17 protein-coding genes are annotated in these 19,683 nt (G+C 65.0%); 6 read left to right on the top strand and 11 right to left on the bottom strand.

The features are described 5' to 3' along the window. Positions 1–25: 25 nt before the first annotated feature. Positions 26–1,453, bottom strand: coding sequence for a tannase/feruloyl esterase family alpha/beta hydrolase (locus VFG49_RS14255; protein ID WP_324861627.1), 1,428 nt, complete (start codon positions 1,451–1,453; stop codon positions 26–28). Here VFG49_RS14255 and VFG49_RS14250 point away from each other — a divergent pair. After that, complete coding sequence (locus VFG49_RS14250) at positions 1,434–1,628, top strand: hypothetical protein (RefSeq protein ID WP_324861625.1); 195 nt, start codon at positions 1,434–1,436, stop codon at positions 1,626–1,628. The two genes, VFG49_RS14255 and VFG49_RS14250, sit on opposite strands and share 20 nt — an antisense overlap. Here VFG49_RS14250 and VFG49_RS14245 read toward each other — a convergent pair. Continuing rightward, positions 1,618–3,996, bottom strand: a complete 2,379-nt coding sequence (locus tag VFG49_RS14245; RefSeq protein WP_324861623.1) for a TonB-dependent receptor — start codon at positions 3,994–3,996, stop codon at positions 1,618–1,620. The two genes, VFG49_RS14250 and VFG49_RS14245, sit on opposite strands and share 11 nt — an antisense overlap. Positions 3,997–4,200: 204 nt before the next feature. On the opposite strand from VFG49_RS14245, the gene VFG49_RS14240 reads away from it, so the two are divergent. Both VFG49_RS14240 and VFG49_RS14235 read left to right on the top strand, forming a co-directional pair. Next, positions 4,201–4,569: a DUF6152 family protein gene (locus VFG49_RS14240; RefSeq protein WP_324861621.1), complete on the top strand. Its 369-nt coding sequence runs from the start codon at positions 4,201–4,203 to the stop codon at positions 4,567–4,569. Between the two features lie 212 nt (positions 4,570–4,781). After that, positions 4,782–5,384, top strand: coding sequence for a hypothetical protein (locus tag VFG49_RS14235; protein ID WP_324861619.1), 603 nt, complete (start codon positions 4,782–4,784; stop codon positions 5,382–5,384). 19 nt (positions 5,385–5,403) lie between these two features. On the opposite strand, the gene VFG49_RS14230 is transcribed toward VFG49_RS14235, so the two are convergent. Next, a complete protein-coding gene (locus tag VFG49_RS14230) occupies positions 5,404–6,651 on the bottom strand; it encodes an MFS transporter (protein WP_324861617.1) in 1,248 nt (415 codons plus the stop codon). 36 nt (positions 6,652–6,687) lie between these two features. On the opposite strand from VFG49_RS14230, the gene VFG49_RS14225 reads away from it, so the two are divergent. Then, complete coding sequence (locus VFG49_RS14225; protein ID WP_324861615.1) at positions 6,688–7,491, top strand: transporter substrate-binding domain-containing protein; 804 nt, start codon at positions 6,688–6,690, stop codon at positions 7,489–7,491. Between the two features lie 4 nt (positions 7,492–7,495). Here the strand turns inward: VFG49_RS14225 and VFG49_RS14220 are convergent, their stop codons facing one another. From VFG49_RS14220 to VFG49_RS14190, 7 genes are all read right to left on the bottom strand, one after another. After that, on the bottom strand, positions 7,496–8,182 hold the full coding sequence (locus tag VFG49_RS14220) for a putative quinol monooxygenase (RefSeq protein ID WP_324861613.1): 687 nt from the start codon (positions 8,180–8,182) through the stop codon (positions 7,496–7,498). Beyond that, positions 8,179–9,105, bottom strand: a complete 927-nt coding sequence (locus tag VFG49_RS14215) for a c-type cytochrome (protein ID WP_324861611.1) — start codon at positions 9,103–9,105, stop codon at positions 8,179–8,181. Before VFG49_RS14215 ends, VFG49_RS14220 begins: the two co-directional genes overlap by 4 nt. Before the next feature lie 167 nt (positions 9,106–9,272). Continuing rightward, positions 9,273–11,816 carry a TonB-dependent receptor gene (locus tag VFG49_RS14210; protein WP_324861609.1) on the bottom strand — a complete coding sequence of 848 codons (2,544 nt, stop codon included), beginning with the start codon at positions 11,814–11,816 and terminating at the stop codon, positions 9,273–9,275. 76 nt (positions 11,817–11,892) lie between these two features. After that, positions 11,893–12,951 carry a FecR family protein gene (locus tag VFG49_RS14205; RefSeq protein ID WP_324861606.1) on the bottom strand — a complete coding sequence of 353 codons (1,059 nt, stop codon included), beginning with the start codon at positions 12,949–12,951 and terminating at the stop codon, positions 11,893–11,895. After that, a complete protein-coding gene (locus VFG49_RS14200; protein ID WP_324861604.1) occupies positions 12,948–13,415 on the bottom strand; it encodes an RNA polymerase sigma factor in 468 nt (155 codons plus the stop codon). Before VFG49_RS14200 ends, VFG49_RS14205 begins: the two co-directional genes overlap by 4 nt. A 74-nt stretch (positions 13,416–13,489) precedes the next feature. Beyond that, on the bottom strand, positions 13,490–15,208 hold the full coding sequence (locus VFG49_RS14195; protein ID WP_324861602.1) for a subtype B tannase: 1,719 nt from the start codon (positions 15,206–15,208) through the stop codon (positions 13,490–13,492). Positions 15,209–15,407: 199 nt separating this feature from the next. Beyond that, on the bottom strand, positions 15,408–16,670 hold the full coding sequence (locus tag VFG49_RS14190) for a neutral/alkaline non-lysosomal ceramidase N-terminal domain-containing protein (RefSeq protein WP_324861600.1): 1,263 nt from the start codon (positions 16,668–16,670) through the stop codon (positions 15,408–15,410). 275 nt (positions 16,671–16,945) lie between these two features. On the opposite strand from VFG49_RS14190, the gene VFG49_RS14185 reads away from it, so the two are divergent. Beyond that, positions 16,946–18,082 (top strand): alpha/beta hydrolase-fold protein, encoded by a 1,137-nt coding sequence (locus VFG49_RS14185; RefSeq protein ID WP_324861598.1) that lies wholly within the window; start codon positions 16,946–16,948, stop codon positions 18,080–18,082. A gap of 40 nt (positions 18,083–18,122) precedes the next feature. Here VFG49_RS14185 and VFG49_RS14180 read toward each other — a convergent pair whose 3' ends face one another. Beyond that, complete coding sequence (locus tag VFG49_RS14180; RefSeq protein ID WP_324861596.1) at positions 18,123–18,842, bottom strand: neutral zinc metallopeptidase; 720 nt, start codon at positions 18,840–18,842, stop codon at positions 18,123–18,125. 228 nt (positions 18,843–19,070) lie between these two features. Between VFG49_RS14180 and VFG49_RS14175 the strand changes: the two genes are divergently transcribed. After that, a partial coding sequence (locus tag VFG49_RS14175; protein ID WP_324861594.1) for a response regulator transcription factor occupies positions 19,071–19,683 on the top strand: 613 nt, incomplete at its 3' end.

Genomic DNA, 19,683 nt, shown 5'->3' with positions numbered 1-19,683 from the left:
CAGCGCAAGGACCTTGCTCCGGCAATCAAGGGTTGGAACAGACGTAGCTGTCGGCCTGGTCCTCGTCACCATTGCCCTTGTACTTCGCGACCGCCGGCCACGCGCAGGCGGGCCGGGTGCGTACCACCTTGCCCTGGAGCGTTTTCGACATCAGCAACCGGGAAGGCGTCTTGCCCTTGTCCACCCAGGCGTCCAGCACGCCCAGTTTGTCGAACTCGTTCGGGCCATTGCCGCCACCGCAGTGGCCCATGCCCGATATCAGGAACAGACGCAGCTGCTCGGCCTGCTTTGGTCCCGCGTTCTGCAACACTTTGAGGTAGTAGTCGCGCAGTTCGGTTCCGTTGCGCCATTCGGCCCAGCCGCCGTGCAACAGCAGCTTGCCACCGTGATCGAAAAACGCGTTCAGGTTGGTGCCGGCGCGCATCAGCGGATCCACTTCGGTGCGGGCCTTGGTGATGGCCGTGTCGTAGTCCATGGTCCGGTAGTCCCAGTCGGGATCCTGATAGACCGCATAGCGGTACAGATCGATCGCGATGCCGACCGGGTTGGTCATGCCATTGCGGCCAATGTCGCCTTCGGTTCCAAACGGCGGCCCTGGAAAGATGGCCTCGCCCGTGCGTGGATTGACCGGACCTGCGTAGAAGCGATGCGCCATGTCGACCTGCGCCGCCGTCAGGCAGTCGGGGGCGTCGCCGCTCTTGCAGAGCAGCGCTGCGGGATCCCATTTGCACGCGGACGGATCTTCGATGAAGCCCTGCCGCTGGCCGATCGGGGATGCGCAAGCCTTGACGACCGCGTCGTGCATCAATGCAAACTTCGCCGCCGGTATGATGCCGTCGGGATATTTCTGCGACAGCCACGCGGGCCACATCTGCGCCGCGTTGAACATCGTCATGGGATTCATCGGCGCGCCGGCGACGATGCCGTCGTAGTCCTGCGGATAGCGATCGGCTTCGACCAGCGCTTCCATTCCGCCCAGCGAACAGCCAACCCAGTAGGAATGCTTGGGCTTGCCGCCATAGAAAGCCTGGACGAGCTCCTTGGCACGCAACGTCATCTCGTGGTCGGCGCGATAACCGTAATCGACCAGCTTCTCCGGATGGCCCGGTATGAAGGAGCCGTTGTTGCCTTCGTGACCCGTGTCGGTGCCCGCCGTGGCGTAGTGGGCGGCGATTCCGGCCACCATGGGACGGTAGGGAATGGAACCGGCCCAACCGCTGTTGCCCGCCGCGTAGAATTTGCCGTTCCAGCCGGATACGGGCAACCAGGCTTCCATCTTGATGTCCGAATCAGCTGACGGCCGCAGTGTCGCCTCGACGCGGCAGAAAGCCGGCAGGCTGCTGGTGTCGGGCGGCGCAGGGCCAGCGGCGTTCGGCGGGCCACCAGATTGCTCTGGCAGCTTGAGGTTTCCTGTCGCCACCAGCTGCGCGGCCGTGATCGTCGTGTTCGGCAAGGAGAGTTTGGCCAGCGCGACGCAGGCGCTTTTTGCGCCCTCGATCGTGCGCGCCTTCGCGGACGGCGCCAATCCCACTGCCAGGGCGGCGAATGCCGCCCAGCAGATCACCGGCGAGAGTGCTCCGCCGTCCCGGCGGCGGAGCCTTGCGATCATCATGCTGATCACCACTTGAAGTTGAGCGTCACGCCAAACAGCCGCGGATCGCCCAGCGTCGTCGAGGGCAGGTAGGACTCTTTGACGGCATAGTTTCGAATGTTGCGGACGTACGCGTTGAGCGACCAGATTTCGCTGGCAGGCTTCAGGTTGGCCGTGGCGTTGAACAGCCAGTAGGCGGGCTGATAGTCCGGAGCCGGGGGAATATCGGCCGGATGGGCAAAGTAAGAGTCGGAGTAGAACGCCGTGCCGCCCAGATCCAGCGCGTAGCTTCCCAGATGGAAGATGTGGTTGTAACCCAGGTTGCCGGCCCATTCAGGCGTGTGTGCGGTGGTCGCGCCCTGGATATCCACGAACTGGACACCGCTCTGGCTGAAACCATTGTCGACGTTGTAACCATAGGCGCAGGCGCTGGCGGGCAGCGTGCTGCCCACCGTGGCGCAGCCGCTGGCGTTCTTCTGGTAAGTCGCCTTTTCGAACGTGGCCGACAGACTGAAGCGATCATCCGGTGTTGCGTTGAAGCGGACTTGCGTCTCGGCACCGTATGCGCGCACGTTCGGTTCCCAGGCCGGCAGATTGCAGACCGCCGGAGCCTGGGCTCCCGGACCATTCACGTAGCAGATGTTCGGAGAGCCCGTGGTGGTGGTGATGCCCTGGTACCCCTGCGGCAGGAACTGCGTGTAGTTGTCGCCGTTCTGGTAGTTGGCTTCGTAGTAATAGAAGGCGTCGGCATTGACCTGCAGCCGGCCGTCGAAGAAGCGGCTCTTCTGGCCCAGCTCGAACGCGTTGTTGACTTCGTTGGCAGCCGCCGACCAGGTGCTGGTATTGGCCGTATAGTTGAGCGCGCCGGGCCGATAGCCAGTGGCGTACGTGAAGTACTCCATGGCATTGGGCCCCAAATCCAACTCTTCGCCAATGCGATAGTCGAGATGGCTGTAATGCTCGGTGCCGACCGACACGTTGCCGGGACCGACATTCTGATGGGCGATGCGCTTGTCGCCGCTGGAGCGAAGGCCTCCCAGCACACGGAATGAATCAGACACCGGATAGGTGATGTCGCCGAACAGTGCGTTGGTGGTGGTGGCATTGAAGTGGCCGTACTCGGGACCCACGGCCCAAGGCGGTCCCTGCGGAGCGCCCCACTGGTTGACGTGGTACTGCCACAGGTAGTAACCCGCCGCCCACAACATCCTGGCGCCCGGCGCATTGTGGATGCGCACTTCGGTCGCGAACTCATGGAACGGATCGAACGGATACTGCAGGGTGTAGGTGTAGGTGCCGTTGTAGGCCGGGGTTCCCGGGGCCAGGAAGGGCGGACCGTTCGGGATGTTGCCGGTCTGTGTTCCTGCGCCGACGATGTACGATGGCGTCACGTCGAGAATCGCCTCGTCAGTCATCTGCCAGGACATCGTGGCGGCGTAAGTGGTCTCGTAGAGATTGGCGTGACCGGTTTCCGCGGCGCCATTGGCAAACGTGTTGGGATGGTTCCAGGGATTGGCGCAATCCGTACCGGGATACTGCGCGAAGTACGCCGCATTGCAGGCGATGGATGGTTTGTTGATGTCGTCGTTGTTGTAGTTGTCGGTCACGCTGAAGATGTAGGGTTCGAGGCCGTTGCCGGTGCCGCCCATGTGGTCGAGCTGCACCCAGGCCTTGATGCTGAACTCCTCATTCGGTTGCCACAGCGCCTTCAGTCGCACCGACTGGGCGATCTGGTTGGATGTTTCGGGTTCGGTGTATGAGCCGCGGTCGATGAATGCACCTGACAGGCGCAGCGCAAAAGTGCCGCCCAGCGGAATGTTCTGGCCGAACTCGCCACGGCGCAGATTGTAGTTGCCGTAGGTGAGCGTGCCATTGCCGCTCCAGTTGCCGAAGGTGGGATTCCTGCTGATCGCGTTGACGACACCGCCGTCCGCGTTGGGGCCGTACTGCGTGCTCTGGGGACCCGGCAGGACCTCCATGCGGTCCAGATCGAAGAAACCGACCTCGGTGGCGAGGGAAGTGATGTTATAGATGCCGTCGAACTCGCTCGCGACCGCGCCCTGCTGGTTGCCCGAGGGGCCATCGCCCATCTGGCCACGGATGTTGATGCTGAAACCGGCGGGCTGCGCGGTGATGTTGACGCTCGGGGTGTCGGCGAAGATGGCGCCGATATTGGTCTGCGCCTGCTCGGAGAGGGCTTCACCTTGCACGACCTGGACCGCCGCGGCCACTTTTTGCACATCCTGCTCGACGCGGTTGGCGGTGACGATCACTTCTTCCAGCGTGTCCGATGACTTGTCGCCGGCCTGTTCAGCCTGCACGGCTCCCGCCATACCCATCGACGCGCACAGTGCCGCCCATCCCAAGGCGCGCGCGCGCGATCCCAATCCGTGGTTGCCCGACATGTGTCCCCTCCCTGATCTTGGCTGATTTGTTGCTCGGCCATGAACATGACGGACCCTATTCGCCGGGCCTCAATTTGATTTGGCTACCGCCTATAACTTTAGGTTGATCGGGACCTCTTGCAGCAACGTCGCGCATATCATCCGGCGACACGGATTGAAGGCGGGCTGTACATGGGGATTCGGGCATTGACAACGGGACGCGGGATGGCAGTGGCGATGCTGCTCGTGTCGGCCGCCAGCGTCCGTGCGTTCGCGCACCATTCATTCGCCATGTTCGACATGCAGCAGTCGCTCACCATCGAAGGGACGGTCAAGGACTACCAATGGACCAATCCCCACGTCTGGATCGATCTGCTCGTCGCGGATCCCGCCACCCATCAGCCCGTGCTCTGGTCGGTCGAGGCCAACAGTATTGCGGTGCAGAGCCGCATGGGCTGGACCCGGCATTCCCTGCACGCGGGTGACATGACGACGCTGGTGATCCATCCCCTGCGCAAAGGCACGAACGGCGGGTCGCTGATGTCGGGCAGCGTCAACGGCAAGCCGATCGGTAACGAACCGGAGCGCAAATGAAGCACGCCTTCGCTTCACCCTCGGCACTATTGGGCATCGCAATCGCGGTACTTGGGTGCTGCGCCGGCGTCGGCACCTGGACCACGTCCCACGCTGCGCCAGGCGCAACCCCAACCGGCAGCGCCGCAGTACCCAAGGGTCCTGGCAGCCTTTCAGGCCTCTGGCTGAACGCAAACTACAAGGGCACCGGGCGATTTCCCGCGCGGGAGCGCGTGCTGCGCACCAGCGACGGCTCGATGCCGCCGTTGTTGCCCGCAGCCGCCGCAGTCCTTGAAGCCCGCATCAAGGACGCCGATGCCGGCGACATCTTCGCCAACACCCTCACGGAATGCCTGCCAGGTGGCATCCCGGAAATGCTGTTTGGCGCGCCCTACCCGATCCAGATCCTCGAGACGCCCGGCCAGGTCAGCATGCTGTTCGAGGAACAGAACCATTTCCGCCTGATCTTCCTCAAGGGAGGCCATGCCAGCGACCCCGATCCCAGCTACATGGGCGACGCCGTCGGCCATTGGGAAGGCGATACGCTGGTCGTCGACACCATCGGCCTGAACGACAAGACCACGCTCGACATGGTGGGCACGCCGCACACCGAAGCCCTGCACGTGGTCGAGCGCTACCGCCGCGTGGCGCAGGACAGGCTGGAGGTCACCGTCAGGATCGAGGATCCCGGCACGTTCAGCAAACCGTGGGAGACCAAAGTGACCTACCAGGCCGCACCCGCTGGCACGCGGGTCGGCGAATACATCTGCGACAACAATCGCAACCTGCCCGACGCGGCGGGCCACACCTCCTTCCAGGGTGCGCAGGGCAATTGACAGCCGGCGCGGCGCCGCGTCAATGACTCTCCTGGTCGCCCAGCTCCGCGCCGCGTGTCTCGGGCAGCATCGTCGCGGCCACGAGCACGAACAGGTAGGCGCCCGTGGCGCACAAGCCCATGGCGGGCCCCAGCCCAAGGCGCCCGCTCACATAGCCGGTCAACGCGGGAACGAACGCACCCGCCGCACGGCCCGTGTTGTACGAGAAGCCCTGCCCGGTGGCCCGCACCCGCCTCGGAAACAGTTCAGCGAACGTCGCTCCCATGCCCGCGACGATGCCGGACTGGAAAAATCCCAGCGGGAAACCGGCCAGCAGCACGGTGGCGCGCGTCAGCGGCAACAACGTGTAGCTGCACACCGTGACGGTCGCCGCGCAGGCCATGAAGATGAACGTGCGGCGTCGACCCAACCGGTCGCTCAGTTGCGCGCTCGTCAAATATCCCGTGAACGATCCCGCGATGTTCACGGCCAGATAGCCGCCCGTGCCGAGCACGGACAGATGACGCACGTTCTTGAGATAGCTCGCGAGCCACGTCAGGGTGACGTAGTTGCCGCCCAGCGCACCGGCCGCCAGCAACGAGGCGAGCACCGTGTGGCGGCGCAGTGGCGGAAGGAAGATGTCCAGGAAGGACCACCGCTGTGCCGCTGCGGGGTTCGCATCGGAGGAGCCAGGAAATCGCTCGGGTTCGGTCACGTAGCGCCGGATCCAGAGCACGAACAGCGCCGGAATCAATCCCAGGAAGAACAGATAGCGCCAGGCAACCGCCGCAGGCGCCAGGCTGAACACCAGCGTGTACAGCAGCACCGCGACGCCATAGCCCACCGACCAGCCGCTTTGCACGCTGCCGACGACACGACCGCGCACGCGCCTGTCGATGACCTCGCTCATGAGCACGGCGCCCGCAGCCCATTCGCCGCCAAACCCGAGGCCCTGCAGACTGCGCGTCAACAACAGCTGTGCATACGACTGCGTGAAGCCCGACAGGAAGGTGAACAGGGCGAACCAGAGAATGGTGATTTTCAGCACGGTGGTGCGACCGAACCGGTCGGCGAGAATTCCTGCCAGCCACCCTCCCAGCGACGAGCACAGCAGTGCAGCGGTCCCGAGTGTTCCCGCCTGCCCCGGCGACAGCGCCCACAACGACACCAGCGCCGGCATGGCCACCGCGTAGAGCTGCAGGTCCATGGCATCGAGGGCCCACCCGGTGGAGCAGGCCCAGAACGTGTGGCGCTCGCGCCGGTCCAGATCCGAGAACCAGTTTTTCATGCTCGCATCCCACACTTGCATCGAGGTTGAAACGCCATGCCCGGATTCAGGTTCGCAGCCGTTCTCGCGCTGCTGTCAGGCGCGGCAAACGCCGCCACTCCCGTGACCGCAGCGCTGCAAGCGGAGCTGGCACCCACTGGCGTGCTGCGCGCTGCGATCAACTACAACAATCCGCTGCTGGCCCATCGCGACCCGGCCACGGGCGAACTCAGTGGTGTGGCCGTGGATCTGTCGCGCGAACTGGCGCGAAGACTGGGTGTTGGCGTGGTGCTCGTACCCTATGAGGCAGCGGGACAGATCTCGGGCAGCGCCGCCACGGGAGCGTGGGACATTGCCTATCTTGCCATCGACCCAGCGCGCGCCGGGGACATCAGCTTCACGGCGCCCTACCTCGAACTCGAAGGCACGTATCTCGTACCGGCGGGATCGAAACTCGACAGCGTGGATGCCGTGGACCAGGACGGCGTTCGCATCGCAGTGACGGCCAAGAGCGCCTACGATCTGTACCTGAGCCGCCATCTCAGGCATGCGCAGCTGGTCCGGGCGGCCACGACCCCCGAATCGATCGACCTGATGCTCGCCCAGCACCTCGACGCCGTCGCCGCCGTGCGCACCGCGCTGATCACCGGCGCGCAGCGGGTAGCGGGATCGCGGGTGCTGGGCGGACACTTCATGACCATCCCGCAGGCGGCTGGCGTTCCGATCGGCCGTCCGGCCGCGGCGGCTTACGTCCGGGAATTCATTGAAGCGATGAAGGCCTCCGGTTTCGTAGCCGATGCGCTCAGAAACCACGGACTCGGTCCTGACGACGCCATCGTCGCGCCCCCCGCCGCTCCTTGAGCCGCTAGCCGGCGACGCGGTGGTAGATGCGTTCATCCAGAGGGGCGCCCAGCAGGGGCGTGATGTCACCCATGAATTGCTGCCAGACAGCCGAACCGCCATAAGCGTCGAACGTCGCGCGATGGGTCCAGACCGACAGCAGCGTGAAGTGATTCTGTCGTGGTTCGTCCTGCTGGTAGATGTCGAACCGCTCGCAGCCGCGCTGCGCGCGCGTTCCGGCGACGAATGCCTGCAACAGCCCTTCGGCCTCGCCGCGGCGGGCCGCGGGGACATCGAGGTGAGTCACCACGTAGATGGCATCCGGAAGGGTTGCGGAAGAACTGGCCTCGGCGTCGAACACGTGGTGGATTCGCTGGTCCTGGGGACTGCGTTGCACGGTCCGGAGGCGGGCGGGAAGCCCCGCCGCTTCATCCAATCCCGCCCCGTTGCGCCGTGAAGCGGCATCCGCCCAGGATTCCAGCAGCACGAACCGACCCGGGCGCCCCACTTCCTGGAGCACTCGGACCTCGAGACTTCCCTGTTTGCCACGCAACTGCCGTGCGTAGGCAGCGATCATGGACGCCGCGGCAGGCGCGTGTGACGGCTGTTCATCCAGGTAGGTTGCGATGAAGACTCTGGCATCGGACCCTGCACGCGCAGCGACTCCTGCCAGCAACAGCGCCGCCACTGGCAACCAGACACCGATTTTCATTTGGGATCTCGTGTCGCGAGATAGGCGACCACCGCGATCATGTCATCCATTTCAAGTCCCGCCACCACGGGTTGCATCAGCGGGGCGAGCGGACCGGCGCGCGTCCCGGCTTTGAAATCGTTGAGCTGGCGGAACAGGTACAACGGCTCGCGACCAGCCAATCGCGGCACGTTGTCCTTGCCATCGAGAAGTTCGCCATGGCAGGTCGCGCAGGGAATGCCGCTGCGACCGCCGGTCGCCACCAGCCGCTTGCCGCGCTCGACACTGCCGCGCGGCACGTAGGCGGTGAATCCCGGCCGCCAGTCGCGGATCTCCGCCAGGGCCGGGTCCGCAGGCACGACGATGATGCGCGAACCGATGGGTTCCGTGGAACCGTCCTTGAGCGCAAATCGCATGCCGCCGGTGCCCAGCTTCGTCCGCGGCACCTGATCGGCTTCGACGATGCGGGTGCGTCCATACAGCGGCTTGAGGCTGGCGTAGTAGGCGGCCGCCAGCTGCAGGTCGCTGCCGCTCACCGCTCCCGCGATGGGACGCATCGAGGTGCTGCGATTGCCCTTGCGGGCGCCGCTCTTGAAATCCGCGATCTGGCTGATGATGTACGACGCTGGCAGGCCAGCGAGATCGGAGGACTCAGGGTGTCCGCCGCCCGTGGGCAAATGGCACTTCGAGCAGGCCTTGACCAGCGGACGTACGCCCACCGCCACCACCTCGGGCATGACCGGATGATCTTGCGGAAACCAGTCCGGCGGCGCGAAATCGTCTTCGATCTGGGCCTGCGTGAACTGCCGCGTGCTGCCGGGAGCGTGCCTGGGCTGGTGCGCGTCGAAGACGCCCAGCGGCGGATTCACCGGATACGCCCAATCGGGAAATTCCGCGGCCGAGACTCCTCGCAGGCATAGACCGGCGAGACCCAGCCAGGCCATTCCGGCTCTTCCGATGCGTATCATGCCAGCTACTTGAACCTTGACCGGTTGGACGAGATCCGGATATGCCGGAATGAAGGTGCAAAGCCACAATTGAAACCTGCGGCAGAGATATAACTTTCTGCTTGCCGCTCCTCATGCAGATCCGCAGTGCCATGCCGGCACACCTACCACTTGCGGTTGATGACAACGCCATAGGTCCTGGGCTCGCCAATCGTGGTGGCTGGAAGCACCGACGTCTTGACCGCGTAGTCGGCCAGGTTGTGGACGTAGGCGTTCGCCGACCACGCGCCCGTGGGCGAAGCGAACGAAGCGGCCAGATTGACCAGCCAGTAGGCCGGCTGCCAGCCGTAGGCATCCTCCACCGGATTCACGTAGTAACCGGTGCTGTAGGCGAAATCGCCGCCCAGCGAGAGCCGGGCACCGGACGCCAGTGGAAACATGCGTTCGTAAGCGGACGTGCCGGCGAACTTCGGTGAGTGCGGCTGCACCGCGCCCGCAATGTTGAAGAAGGCGACACTGGCGCCCTGGGCGCCTCCTTCCGGGTTGTAGCCATCCCAGCATCCGGGCGCAGTGGGCGCTCCCAGAACCGCGCACGGCCCGCTCTGGTGGCGATCAAAGCGCGCATTGAGCCAGCTGGCGGAGACTTTCAGCTGATCCCGTTCTGACATCCTGAAACGCAGCTGGGATTCGAGGCCCAGCGCGTGGGCCCTGAGCCCGAAGGTCGGCGTCTGGCATTGCGAATAAAGACCGACGTTGGTGGCATCACAAACGACGGTCTGGCCATTGATCACGACCGTGTTGGCGGGAGTGAAATACTTGTCCAGGTCCTGGTAGCCGCGCTGTCGGTAGTAGAACGCCGCCGCGTTGATCTCCAGGCGCTTGTCCAGCAGCAGATTCTTCGATCCCAACTCCAACGCGTCGTTGACTTCGTTGGCGAAGGTGGTGGCCCTGCCATCGGGCAACAGCTGATTCAATCCGCCGGGACGGTAGCCGGAAGACGCGGTGAGGTACATCATCGAGCGCGGAGCCAGGTCGAACTCGAGTCCAGCCCGATAGTCGAAGTGACGCTCGCGGAGCGAACCCGTCGGCGTCGGTTGACCGCCATCGGGTCCGAAGTTCTGCCGGCGCAGGTCAAAGCTCTGGCGCGCTCCGCCGACCCATCTCAGGCGCCGCGTCAGCGGGCGCGTCATCTCGCCAAACACGGCGTTGGTCGCGGTGGAGTTGCTGGTTCCTCCCGCCGGCCCTGCGATTGCCTGGAACGGCCAGTAGGAAGCCCAGTAGTAATTCCAGTGGTACAGGCCCAGGTTCCAGACCACCGGCTGGCCCGGCGTGCCATGCAGTCGCGCTTCGCCGGAGTATTGGAAGAAGGGATGGAATTCGTGGATGGTGAAGCAATTCCCCATGCCGCCTGTGGTCCACGGTCCCCAACCTGGGCCGCTTGGCGGGAAGTTGGTGCACACGTCTTCGGCTCCGCCCAGGCGCTGGTAGGAAGCCACCACGTCCAGCGCCACACTGTGGCTCATGAGATAGCTCGCGTGCGCCTGCAGGTTGCGCTGGATCAATGAAGCGGAGTCCTGGCCCGCGCCGAGGCCGTTGACGGGATGATCGCCTCCCTGTCGCCAGGGATCACTGTAATCATTGATGCTGTCGCCGACATACGGCGTCACCCGAGTCGTGTATATGGGCAAAACGTTGGACCCGTTGCCCGTGCCGCCAATATGATCCAGCTGGTACTGCAGTTTGAGGCTGAAATCCTCTGCCGGCTGGTACAGCAGTTTGATCCGGATCGACTGTCCGACGTCGTTGCCCTGCGCCGGCGTGAAATAGGAACCGCGGTGGATCGCCGCCGCCGCCACCCTGAGTGCCAGCGCGTCACCCAGCGGCAAGTTGACGGCGAGCTCACTGCGGACGCGATCATGGTCACCGACGTTCAAGGCTGCGTAGCCGCTGTACTCGGCGGGCACCGGATCCCGCGTCACGACATTGACCACGCCGCCGTCGGCGTTGGGGCCATAACGGGTGCTCTGCGGACCTGCCAGCACCTCGATGCGATCGACGTCGAACAGGCCAACGGTACTGGCCTGCGAATTGATGTTGTAGACCCCATCGAATTGCAGCGAGACGGGGCCTTGCGTGGTTCCCGCCGGCAGGTCACCGCCCTGGCCACGGATGTTGATGCTGAATCCGCCAGGCTGCGCCGTGGTCTGGACGCCCGACAGATCGCGGGTCGCTTCGGCGATAGTGGTGGCGGCACCTTGCAGCAACTCGTGGCCGGACACCACGGCCACGCTGGTCGACACCTTCTGCAGCTTCTGGTTGAAGCGCGCCGCCGTGACGATCACTTCCTCGAGAACGACCGCGGCACCCGGCTCGTGGCCATTCGCCGCGATGACCCTGCTCTGCCGTGGATCCACGCGGACAGGACCCGTCGCCGGAGGTTCATTGCGCACGATCGTGATCACACCCACCGAGGAGCGGGCGGCCGACAGCCCGGTCCCCTGCAGCAGCCTGGCCAGCGCCTCATCCACCGTCAGCATGCCACTGATTTCCGGCGAATACCGATCCTGCACCCACTCAGGGCGGAAGATGATCTGTTGATGCGCCTGCAGCGCGAGCTGATTCAACGCCATGCCCAGCAATTGTGGCCGGATGCTGAAAGCCATCGCCGGTAGCTCAGGCGCGGACACCGCCGCGGAATCCGCGGCCACGGCTCCGCCTGCCGCAAGCAGCAGCAGCGCCACGACTGCGATGGGTCGGCCAGCTCTCACGGCGGTGCGGACCGTGTCAGCGGGTCGCCGCCAGTACTATCTCGGATTCGTTCGCACGCACGATCCGGGCTATGCCGTAGTCCTGGAGCGTCCGCGCCATCTGGGTGCTGCCCGTGGCGTCAAAAACGCCGCTGACGCGACGCTCGGCGAGCGCGGCATCGCTCAGGATGATCTTCCTGGTGGAATAACGGTTCATTTCCGCCGCGACGTCCGCGAGCCGATCGGCCTGGAACACCAGTTTGCCGGTGCGCCAACTGATGGCACGTTCCATGTCCAGCGGGATCACCTGGTCACGGCCATCCGCCCCGCTCGACAATGAAGAACCCGCCTGCAGTTCTATCGGATTGCGATCGGCGCCACCCGCGCTGCGTTCGATGCGCACCCTGCCCTGTACCAGATCGACCTGCAGGCGCTGCGGTTGCAGGCGCACGTTGAACGCCGTGCCGACCGCAATCACCTGCCGCGCGCCCGCGGCCACGATGAAAGGGTGCACATGGTCCCTGGCGACCTGGAAGTACGCCTCACCACGCAGCAGAGTGACACGCCGTTCCGCGCCGGTGAAGTCGGAGTGGATGGCCGAATCGGTATTCAGCGTCACGGCCGATCCGTCCGCCAGCTCGACCAGCGCACGCTCGCCAATCCGGGTCGAGACATCCCGCACCAGTGGCAACGTGCGGGCATTGCGTCCGGCGGGCAGCAGCGCGGCGCTGGATGCTTCCGCACGCTGCGTGTCGGCAACCGGCACCTGCCACGCAAAAACCGCCAGCGCCAGGCCCGCAGCGAGCGCGGCGCCCCAGCGCAGCACGCCGCGACGCAGACGGTGGGATGTGGCACTCGCGCGCACCGACTCGCGCAACGCCATGATGCGCGGCGCGTCGCGCACCAGGTCGAGTCGACCCCAGAGGGCCTCCACTCCCTTCCACGCCTGGACATGATCGGGAGATGCTGCAAGCCAGACGCGAAACGCCTCCGCCTCGGCATTGGACAGCACGCCGCCACGATGACGGGCAAACCAGGTCACGGCAGTATCCTCGGCCGATGGTCGCTCGCCTTCGTCGCCAGGATCGACGCTCATGGTTCCTTCAGCTTTTTGCGCAATGTGGCCAGTGCGGTGATGACGTGTTTTTCCACGGCACTCACGCTCAGGCCCAGCTGCTCGGCAATGCTGGCGCAGGTCATTTCCTCGAAACGGTGCAGCACGAAAATTTCACGGGTCCGGGTGGGCAGCCGCTCGATCGCCACCACCACCTGTTCCAGTGCTTCCTGGTCCAGTATGACGCGCTCCGGCGTGCGCTCCTCAACGGGATAGTGAAAATCCTGCAGGGAATCGTGCAGGCGTTCCTGGCGGACCGCTCCGCGCCGGACCCGGTCGGTCAGTACGCTGCCGGCCACGCGGAACAGGTAACGATCAAGGTGCTGGATTTCCGGCGGGTCGCGCGTCACCTGCATGCGCAGCAGCACTTCCTGGACCAAGTCCTCTACGTCCGCGGGCGACACGCGGCGGGAGAAGTAACGGCGCAGCGCAGGCACATGATCCATGGCGTCTGTCGCCGTCCGAACGGGCGCTTGGCGTGGTTCGGCCACGCTACCGTCCCACGTCCATCCCTATTCTGCTACTTTGCCTTGGCGAGCACGCCCGCGAGCCACGCATACGCCTCCCGCACGTCGTAGTCACCCGAATGGGGGCGCAGCCAGGCGAGCTGGAAGTTCACGTCCTTGACCCGGTGCGAGTTCAAGATGCTGTAGTACAGCGTGACCTGCGTGGCGAACGAGGTGTCGCGATCCACCATGCCATGACGGACGTACCAGTACGGCGCACTGTCCGCGCCCCTGGTCAGATAGGGAATCGGGCTGACCATCTTCACCTGCGCGAGCAACGACTTGCCGGCGCCGGCCGTGTAGTCCGCCCAGCTCTGGTGGGTGTCATCGGGACCTGAACCATCTCCCGGCACCTCATTGTGATTCCAGGAATACTCCGCGAAATTGGAGTACTCGGCAGTGGCCGGTCCGAACAGCGTGCTCTCGCCGCTGACGCCTTTGTTGCCCGTATTGGCGGCGGCATCGAAGGCCGGCGCGGTCTTGAGCGCGGTCGCACTGGCCACGAACTGCAGGTACTTCGTATAGTCGATGTTCCTGACCTGGCCATTCTCGACGGTCAGCCACTCATTGCGCTGCGTGGTCGTGGTGCCGCGATTGCTGAGCACGAAGTCTTGGCCCAGCGCCGGGATCTTTTCGCCGCGCGCAATGCCTGCCTCGGTGCCCTTCTTCACCTGCGCCAGGATGGCCTGCTGCAAATTGTCCGCGGTCAGCGGCGTTCCGTCTTCGCGCTTGAGGTGCAGGCTGGCGAGATACGCCGGGAAGGCCGCCGCCAGCGCCTTCGAGGCCGCCTGCATGTCGGCGGGATACTGGCCGCGATTGGTATTGGCGGCGCTGCGCACGGCGCCGTATTGCCACTCGTATTCGGTGTCCGCATGCCCCAGGTCGTTGATGGGGCAGTAGGCGATGGTGCCGAAGATGTCGTCACGCACGGTACTCTTGCCCTTGGCGTCGATGCCGGCCGCGCCGATGGCCGCCAGGTACGGATAGAAATCCGGACTGTTGCCGCTGGCCGCGACAGCGACCGAAAGTCCCCCGCCACCGCTGGTTCCCGTAATCACGATGCGTTCAGCCGATCCTGGCATGACGGCGTCGTTGTAACGAAGATAACGGATCGCAGCCTTGGCATCGACCACCACAGCGGGGGCTTTGCCCACCCAGCTGCCGTCGGTGCCCTTGATGCCGCGGCTGCGCGTGCCCGCGTTGACGATCACGTAGCCAGCCTTCAGCGCCGCACCGGTGTTGTCCGTGTCACTGTTACCAGAGAACTGGCCGCCATCCACGATGCGGTCCTGCGCCGCACTTGCGACCCAACCGGCGTTGCCCACCTGCAGGATGATGGCCGTGCGTGTGTCGTTGTATGCGGTGCTGGGCACGTAGATGTACATGCTCTGGTAGGCGTGCGGATCCGTGACGGGCGTCTGAACGAACGGGCCGCCGGGGCCGCCGGGAGGACCCCCTGCACCCTGAGGAGCGGCTCCGCCCGGCGGGCCGCCTGCACCCTGCGGACCGGCACCGCCTGGCGGCCCAGCGCCGGGCGGCGGTCCCATGCTGGGTGCCTTCGTGATGTCGACGGCAACCGGCTTGGAGACGTACACCACCTGATAGCGCCGCACTTCCAGCGGCGCACCATCGACGGTGACATGCACTGTGCTGTACTTGCTGGGATCGAACCTGAGAGGATCGGTGCCCGAGGCGGCCGCCAGCGCACCAGACGCGCAGGCTGTGGCGCTCAACGCAAAAAGGGATCCTGCAAACAAGCGGTGTTGTCTGGTCATGGGTCTCGAAGCTCCGTTCAGGCCGATGGGCGGACAGGGGCCGGATTGTGCACTGGAAACCTGCTGTCGCAGCGCGTCGGACTGTCGAGTACTGTCAAGCGGCGGCCTCGTGCCGCGGAATCAATGCCCCGCCACCCTTTTCTTATCCGTCTGCGCGCTACTGGGCGTGCTGCTTCATGAGCTCGACGAGCCCGCTGACGATACCCTGCTCCGCGCAGCCGCGCACCACGGACGCATTGCGGAACGGCCCGTCATACGACGCGTCGTCACCGACATAGCCGATCCGGCCATTCGACATGGTCACGAGAATGGTGTTCGCGAGCGGCGAATCCGCCTGCAGATGCTGGTAGATGCGAGTGAAGATCTCGCCTGAAACGCCCGCGAGGGCGATCTGATTGATCTGTACCAGGCCCAGATGGAACTCCATCGCCTTGGGATAGTCGATCGTTTGATGGAAGTCAGGGTTGGCGGCGAATCGCGGCGGCCCGCTGGACTGGACCGGAGCACGCGGCGGCGTCGTATTGCACGAGAAGACGCTTTCACCTGCTTCGATGCGCGCTGTGCCCGACATATCGCTGATCCTGTTGGCTGTCAGGATGGCTTCCGACCCCACGATCAATCCCATCGCGTCCATGGCCTCGAAGGCCGCCGCGTTCGCGTCCTTGATCGAGGCGAACTTGTTGTGCATGTCCTGGGCAGCCGGATCGTAGCGCGGGTTCTGGTCGCCGGCCGGACCCATGGTCCATAGCGCCACGGCCTTGTCCCGGTAGTGACGTTCGACAAAGCGCTCCGCAGCCCCCGCCAGATCGCCGGTGATCAGCGTGTTGTCAGCACCGGCGACCGTGGAGTGCACCGCGTAGTTCATGAGCAGGGCGATCGTATCGCCGGACTGGCTTTCAAGCTTCACGACCCAGACGCTCTTGTCGGACACGCCGTCCGGATCCGCGCCGTTCCAGCCCTTGCCATCGAAGCCGTAGCGCTGGATGTTGACATCCGCCCGGCCACGCCCCACGCCCACGCGCGCCGGCTGCAGCGACGCCTGGGCCTGCTTCAGCGCTTCGACGATGGCATCGTCCACCAGCTGGATATAGCTGGGCGGCGAATAAGGACGCCCTTCCGCGGACGAGGTGCCGGCCTGGATCGGACCCGCCCGCGGCGCGTTGTGATCATGCGTTGCCGAGATCAGGATGTGGTCTGCCGGAATGCCGAGCTCGCGCTGGATCCTCTGACGCAGCAGGGTGGTATCTCCGAATTCGACCAGGTCGGTGCTCACGAGCGCAGCGGTGTCGATACCGTTGTCGATCACCACGGCGCGGGCGTAGAGGCGATCATGCACGCCGGAGAATGGTTTGGCCCACACCATCCACAGGCCCTTCAGATCGCGCGGCGTGATGTCGACGCGCGCGGCGCCGGCGCGCAACGGACCTTCCGCGGCGCTCCACGCTGTCGCGGCACAGAGCAGCGCACCTGCGCAGCAAAGCTGCTGCAACAGGCGCCGTGATCGGACGACTACTCCCAAAGACGTTCTCCTGGCTGGACCCGAATGCGGATCGGGCCGGATCGGATCTTGGGCCCGCCATGAGATGGTATCGAGGCGCGCTGCATGCGCACGCACCAGCGACCCCAATCCAATCTCCCGTGCCGAAATATGAATACCACAACATATCCGGAACTTCGTAGGGTTCTCGATCCAACATGTCGTTTCCAAAAGCGCTGATGACTGCACGCTGCCTGCCGCTGACGGCGTGCATGTTGCTGCGTGCTTTTGCCTCCGCGCACGCCGCAGCCTCCCCCGAAGTATTGAGCGATGGCCGCGTCATCTTCCGTCTCGATGCGCCACGAGCCCAGGACGTCGAGGTAACGGGAGATTTCCCCGGCTCGCTGGCACAGGACGGCCGCATGGAGCGCGGACCGGAAGGCCTCTGGTCACTGACAGCAGGACCCTTTCCGCCGGACCTCTACAGTTACTACTTCACGGTCGATGGCGTGCCGCTCCCGGATCCGCACAACGGTCGCACCAAGCCCGGCGTCGTCGTACAGCAAAGCCTGCTGACAGTGCCGGGCGCGCCGGAGTCCTTGCTCGAGGCCAACGCGGTTCCGCATGGTGAGATCCGCGTGCTGTACTATTCCTCCCGCGTTCTCGGCACTGCGCGCCGCATGCATGTCTATTTGCCTCCCGGCTATGCCGAAGGCAGCAGGAAATATCCCGTCCTCTACCTGTTCCATGGCGGAGGCGATGATGACGATGCCTGGATTTCAATCGGTCGGGCCAATTTCATTCTGGACAATCTGATCGCAGCCGGCCAGGCGAGCGAGATGATCGTCGTGATGCCGGACCTGTGGACATTTGATCCCGGCTCCGGAGCCCCGCTGGCGGACGAAGACGTGGCAATGCTTCGCAAGAGCTTCTTCGGGGAGACGGTTCCCTTCGTGGAGCATCACTTCCGCGTCCTCAAAGGGCGCAATCACATCGCGGTGGGCGGTCTCGGCCTGGGCCGCGCCATGCTGCCTGACTTCCTCTGGCCCAGTCTCGGAAGAATCGGGACGGCGTTCTTCGCCAGTGGCGGCGCGAGCGATGCGGAACTCGCCCTGCTGCAGGCACGATATCCCGGCGCGCTTGACAATCCCGACAACACGCTCCGGGTCAGGTTCTTCCTCGGCGCCGGAGTCGCCGACAACTCCATCGAAGCCTCGCGTGCCCTGGGAGCGGAACTGCAACGCCGCGGTTACCGGGTGACCCGCTTCGAGTCGCAGGGCGGACACGGTTGGCCCGCCTTCCGGCGTTCTTTCATCGAGTTCGCACGAACGGCCTTTCCCCGCGGACGTCCGTGACGTTCGATGAGGGAGCCATGGCGCGCTCGTGGAGGAGCGCTCAGAGCGTACCCCCCGCTTCCGCCGCGAAAGTATCGCAATCGCTGAACTTGCCACTGTCGAGCCCGCGCCTGAACCACTTCAGGCGTTGCGCCGCGCTGCCCGTTGACAGCGGATCCGGCATTTGCCCGTCCGCGGACAGTTGCGACTGCCACGCCTGGCTGGTCACGGCCAGATCACCCAGGGGCAGCGCGAGGTCCGCGGGAATGTGGACGGTGCCTTGCGCCGCGGCCTGGCGCGCCCACAGCCCCGCGTAGCAGTCGGCCTGCAATTCGAACGTGGCGTAAGTGCGCCGCGAGAGATCGGCATTGCTGCTCGACAGCGCCTGTTCCACGTTGGCGGTGATGCCCAGCACGCTTTGCAGGTGATGCCCGAGCTCGTGCGCCATCACCAGGCCCAGCAGCAGCGTGGCTTCCGGCCTGTCGTGCCGGCGGAGCTGTTGCAGGTACCGCTGATCGAGGTAGACGGTGCCGTCGGCGGGGCAATAGAACGGGCCGGACAGCGCCGCCTGTGAACCGCAGCCGTGTTCGACGGGCGTGGCGAACAGCCGCAGCTTGGGTGGCTGGTAATGCTTGCCGCCCAGCGTGCTCACCTCGTGGGTCCAGAAGGCATTGACGCTGCGCCACAGAGCCTCCTGCTGCGGGTCCGGCCCCGCGAGCAGCGAGCGCGGTATGATGACGCCAGCCGCGAAGATCAACAGCAGCGGCCGAAGACTGTGCATGGCCTCACCCTGATCGAACGCCGATGGGGCTTCGAGTGTACTGCATGGCCATCGTGCCGCAAGCAGGTGGCGCGTTCGGCGCTGGTGCTGCGTCGCGGTCATGACCCGCAAGAGGTGGCGCCAAGCGATGCGACCGGAAACTGTGCAGTGGGAGTGGCGAGAGTGCCGGATACCGCCCGCCATCGAGGCTGGCGCGTTGCCCGGCGTTTGCCACACGGCGGCCGACTGATGCGCGCGCTGGTGGTCGAAGACGATGACAAGATCGCCTCCTTCATCATCAAGGGCCTGAGGCAGAACGGCTTCGCCGTGGACCATGCGGGCGATGGCGAGGAAGCGCTCGCGCTTGCGCGCTCCGTCGGGTACGACGTCGCGATACTCGACATCATGCTGCCGCGACTCGACGGTCTCGCCGTTCTGCAGCGGCTGCGCGCGGAGCGCAACCTGGTCCCGGTGCTGATTCTGAGCGCCAGAGCCAGCGTGGAGCACCGCGTGAGCGGACTGCAGGCCGGTGGCGACGACTATCTCGCCAAGCCGTTCGCCTTCTCGGAGCTGCTGGCGCGGGTACAGGCGCTGATCCGGCGCGCGACCCATGCCGCTGAACCGGCCAACCTGTCGTTCGCGGATCTGAGCATGGATCTGTTGCGGCGTGAGGTCTGGAGGGGGACGCGCAGGATCGATTTGCAGGGGCGCGAATTCGCCCTGCTGGAACTACTGCTGCGCCATGCGGGTCGGCCGGTCACCAAAGCCATGATCCTGGAGCACATCTGGGATTTCAGCTTCGAACCGCAGACCAACGTCGTGGATGTGCTGGTGCACCGCCTGCGCGCGAAAGTCGACCGGG

The sequence above is a fragment of the Dyella sp. genome (assembly GCF_035685885.1).
In the GTDB taxonomy this organism is placed as follows: Bacteria; Pseudomonadota; Gammaproteobacteria; order Xanthomonadales; family Rhodanobacteraceae; genus Dyella.
Note: the sequence above shows the minus strand (reverse complement) of the source record. Positions and strands in the feature narration are given on the sequence as shown.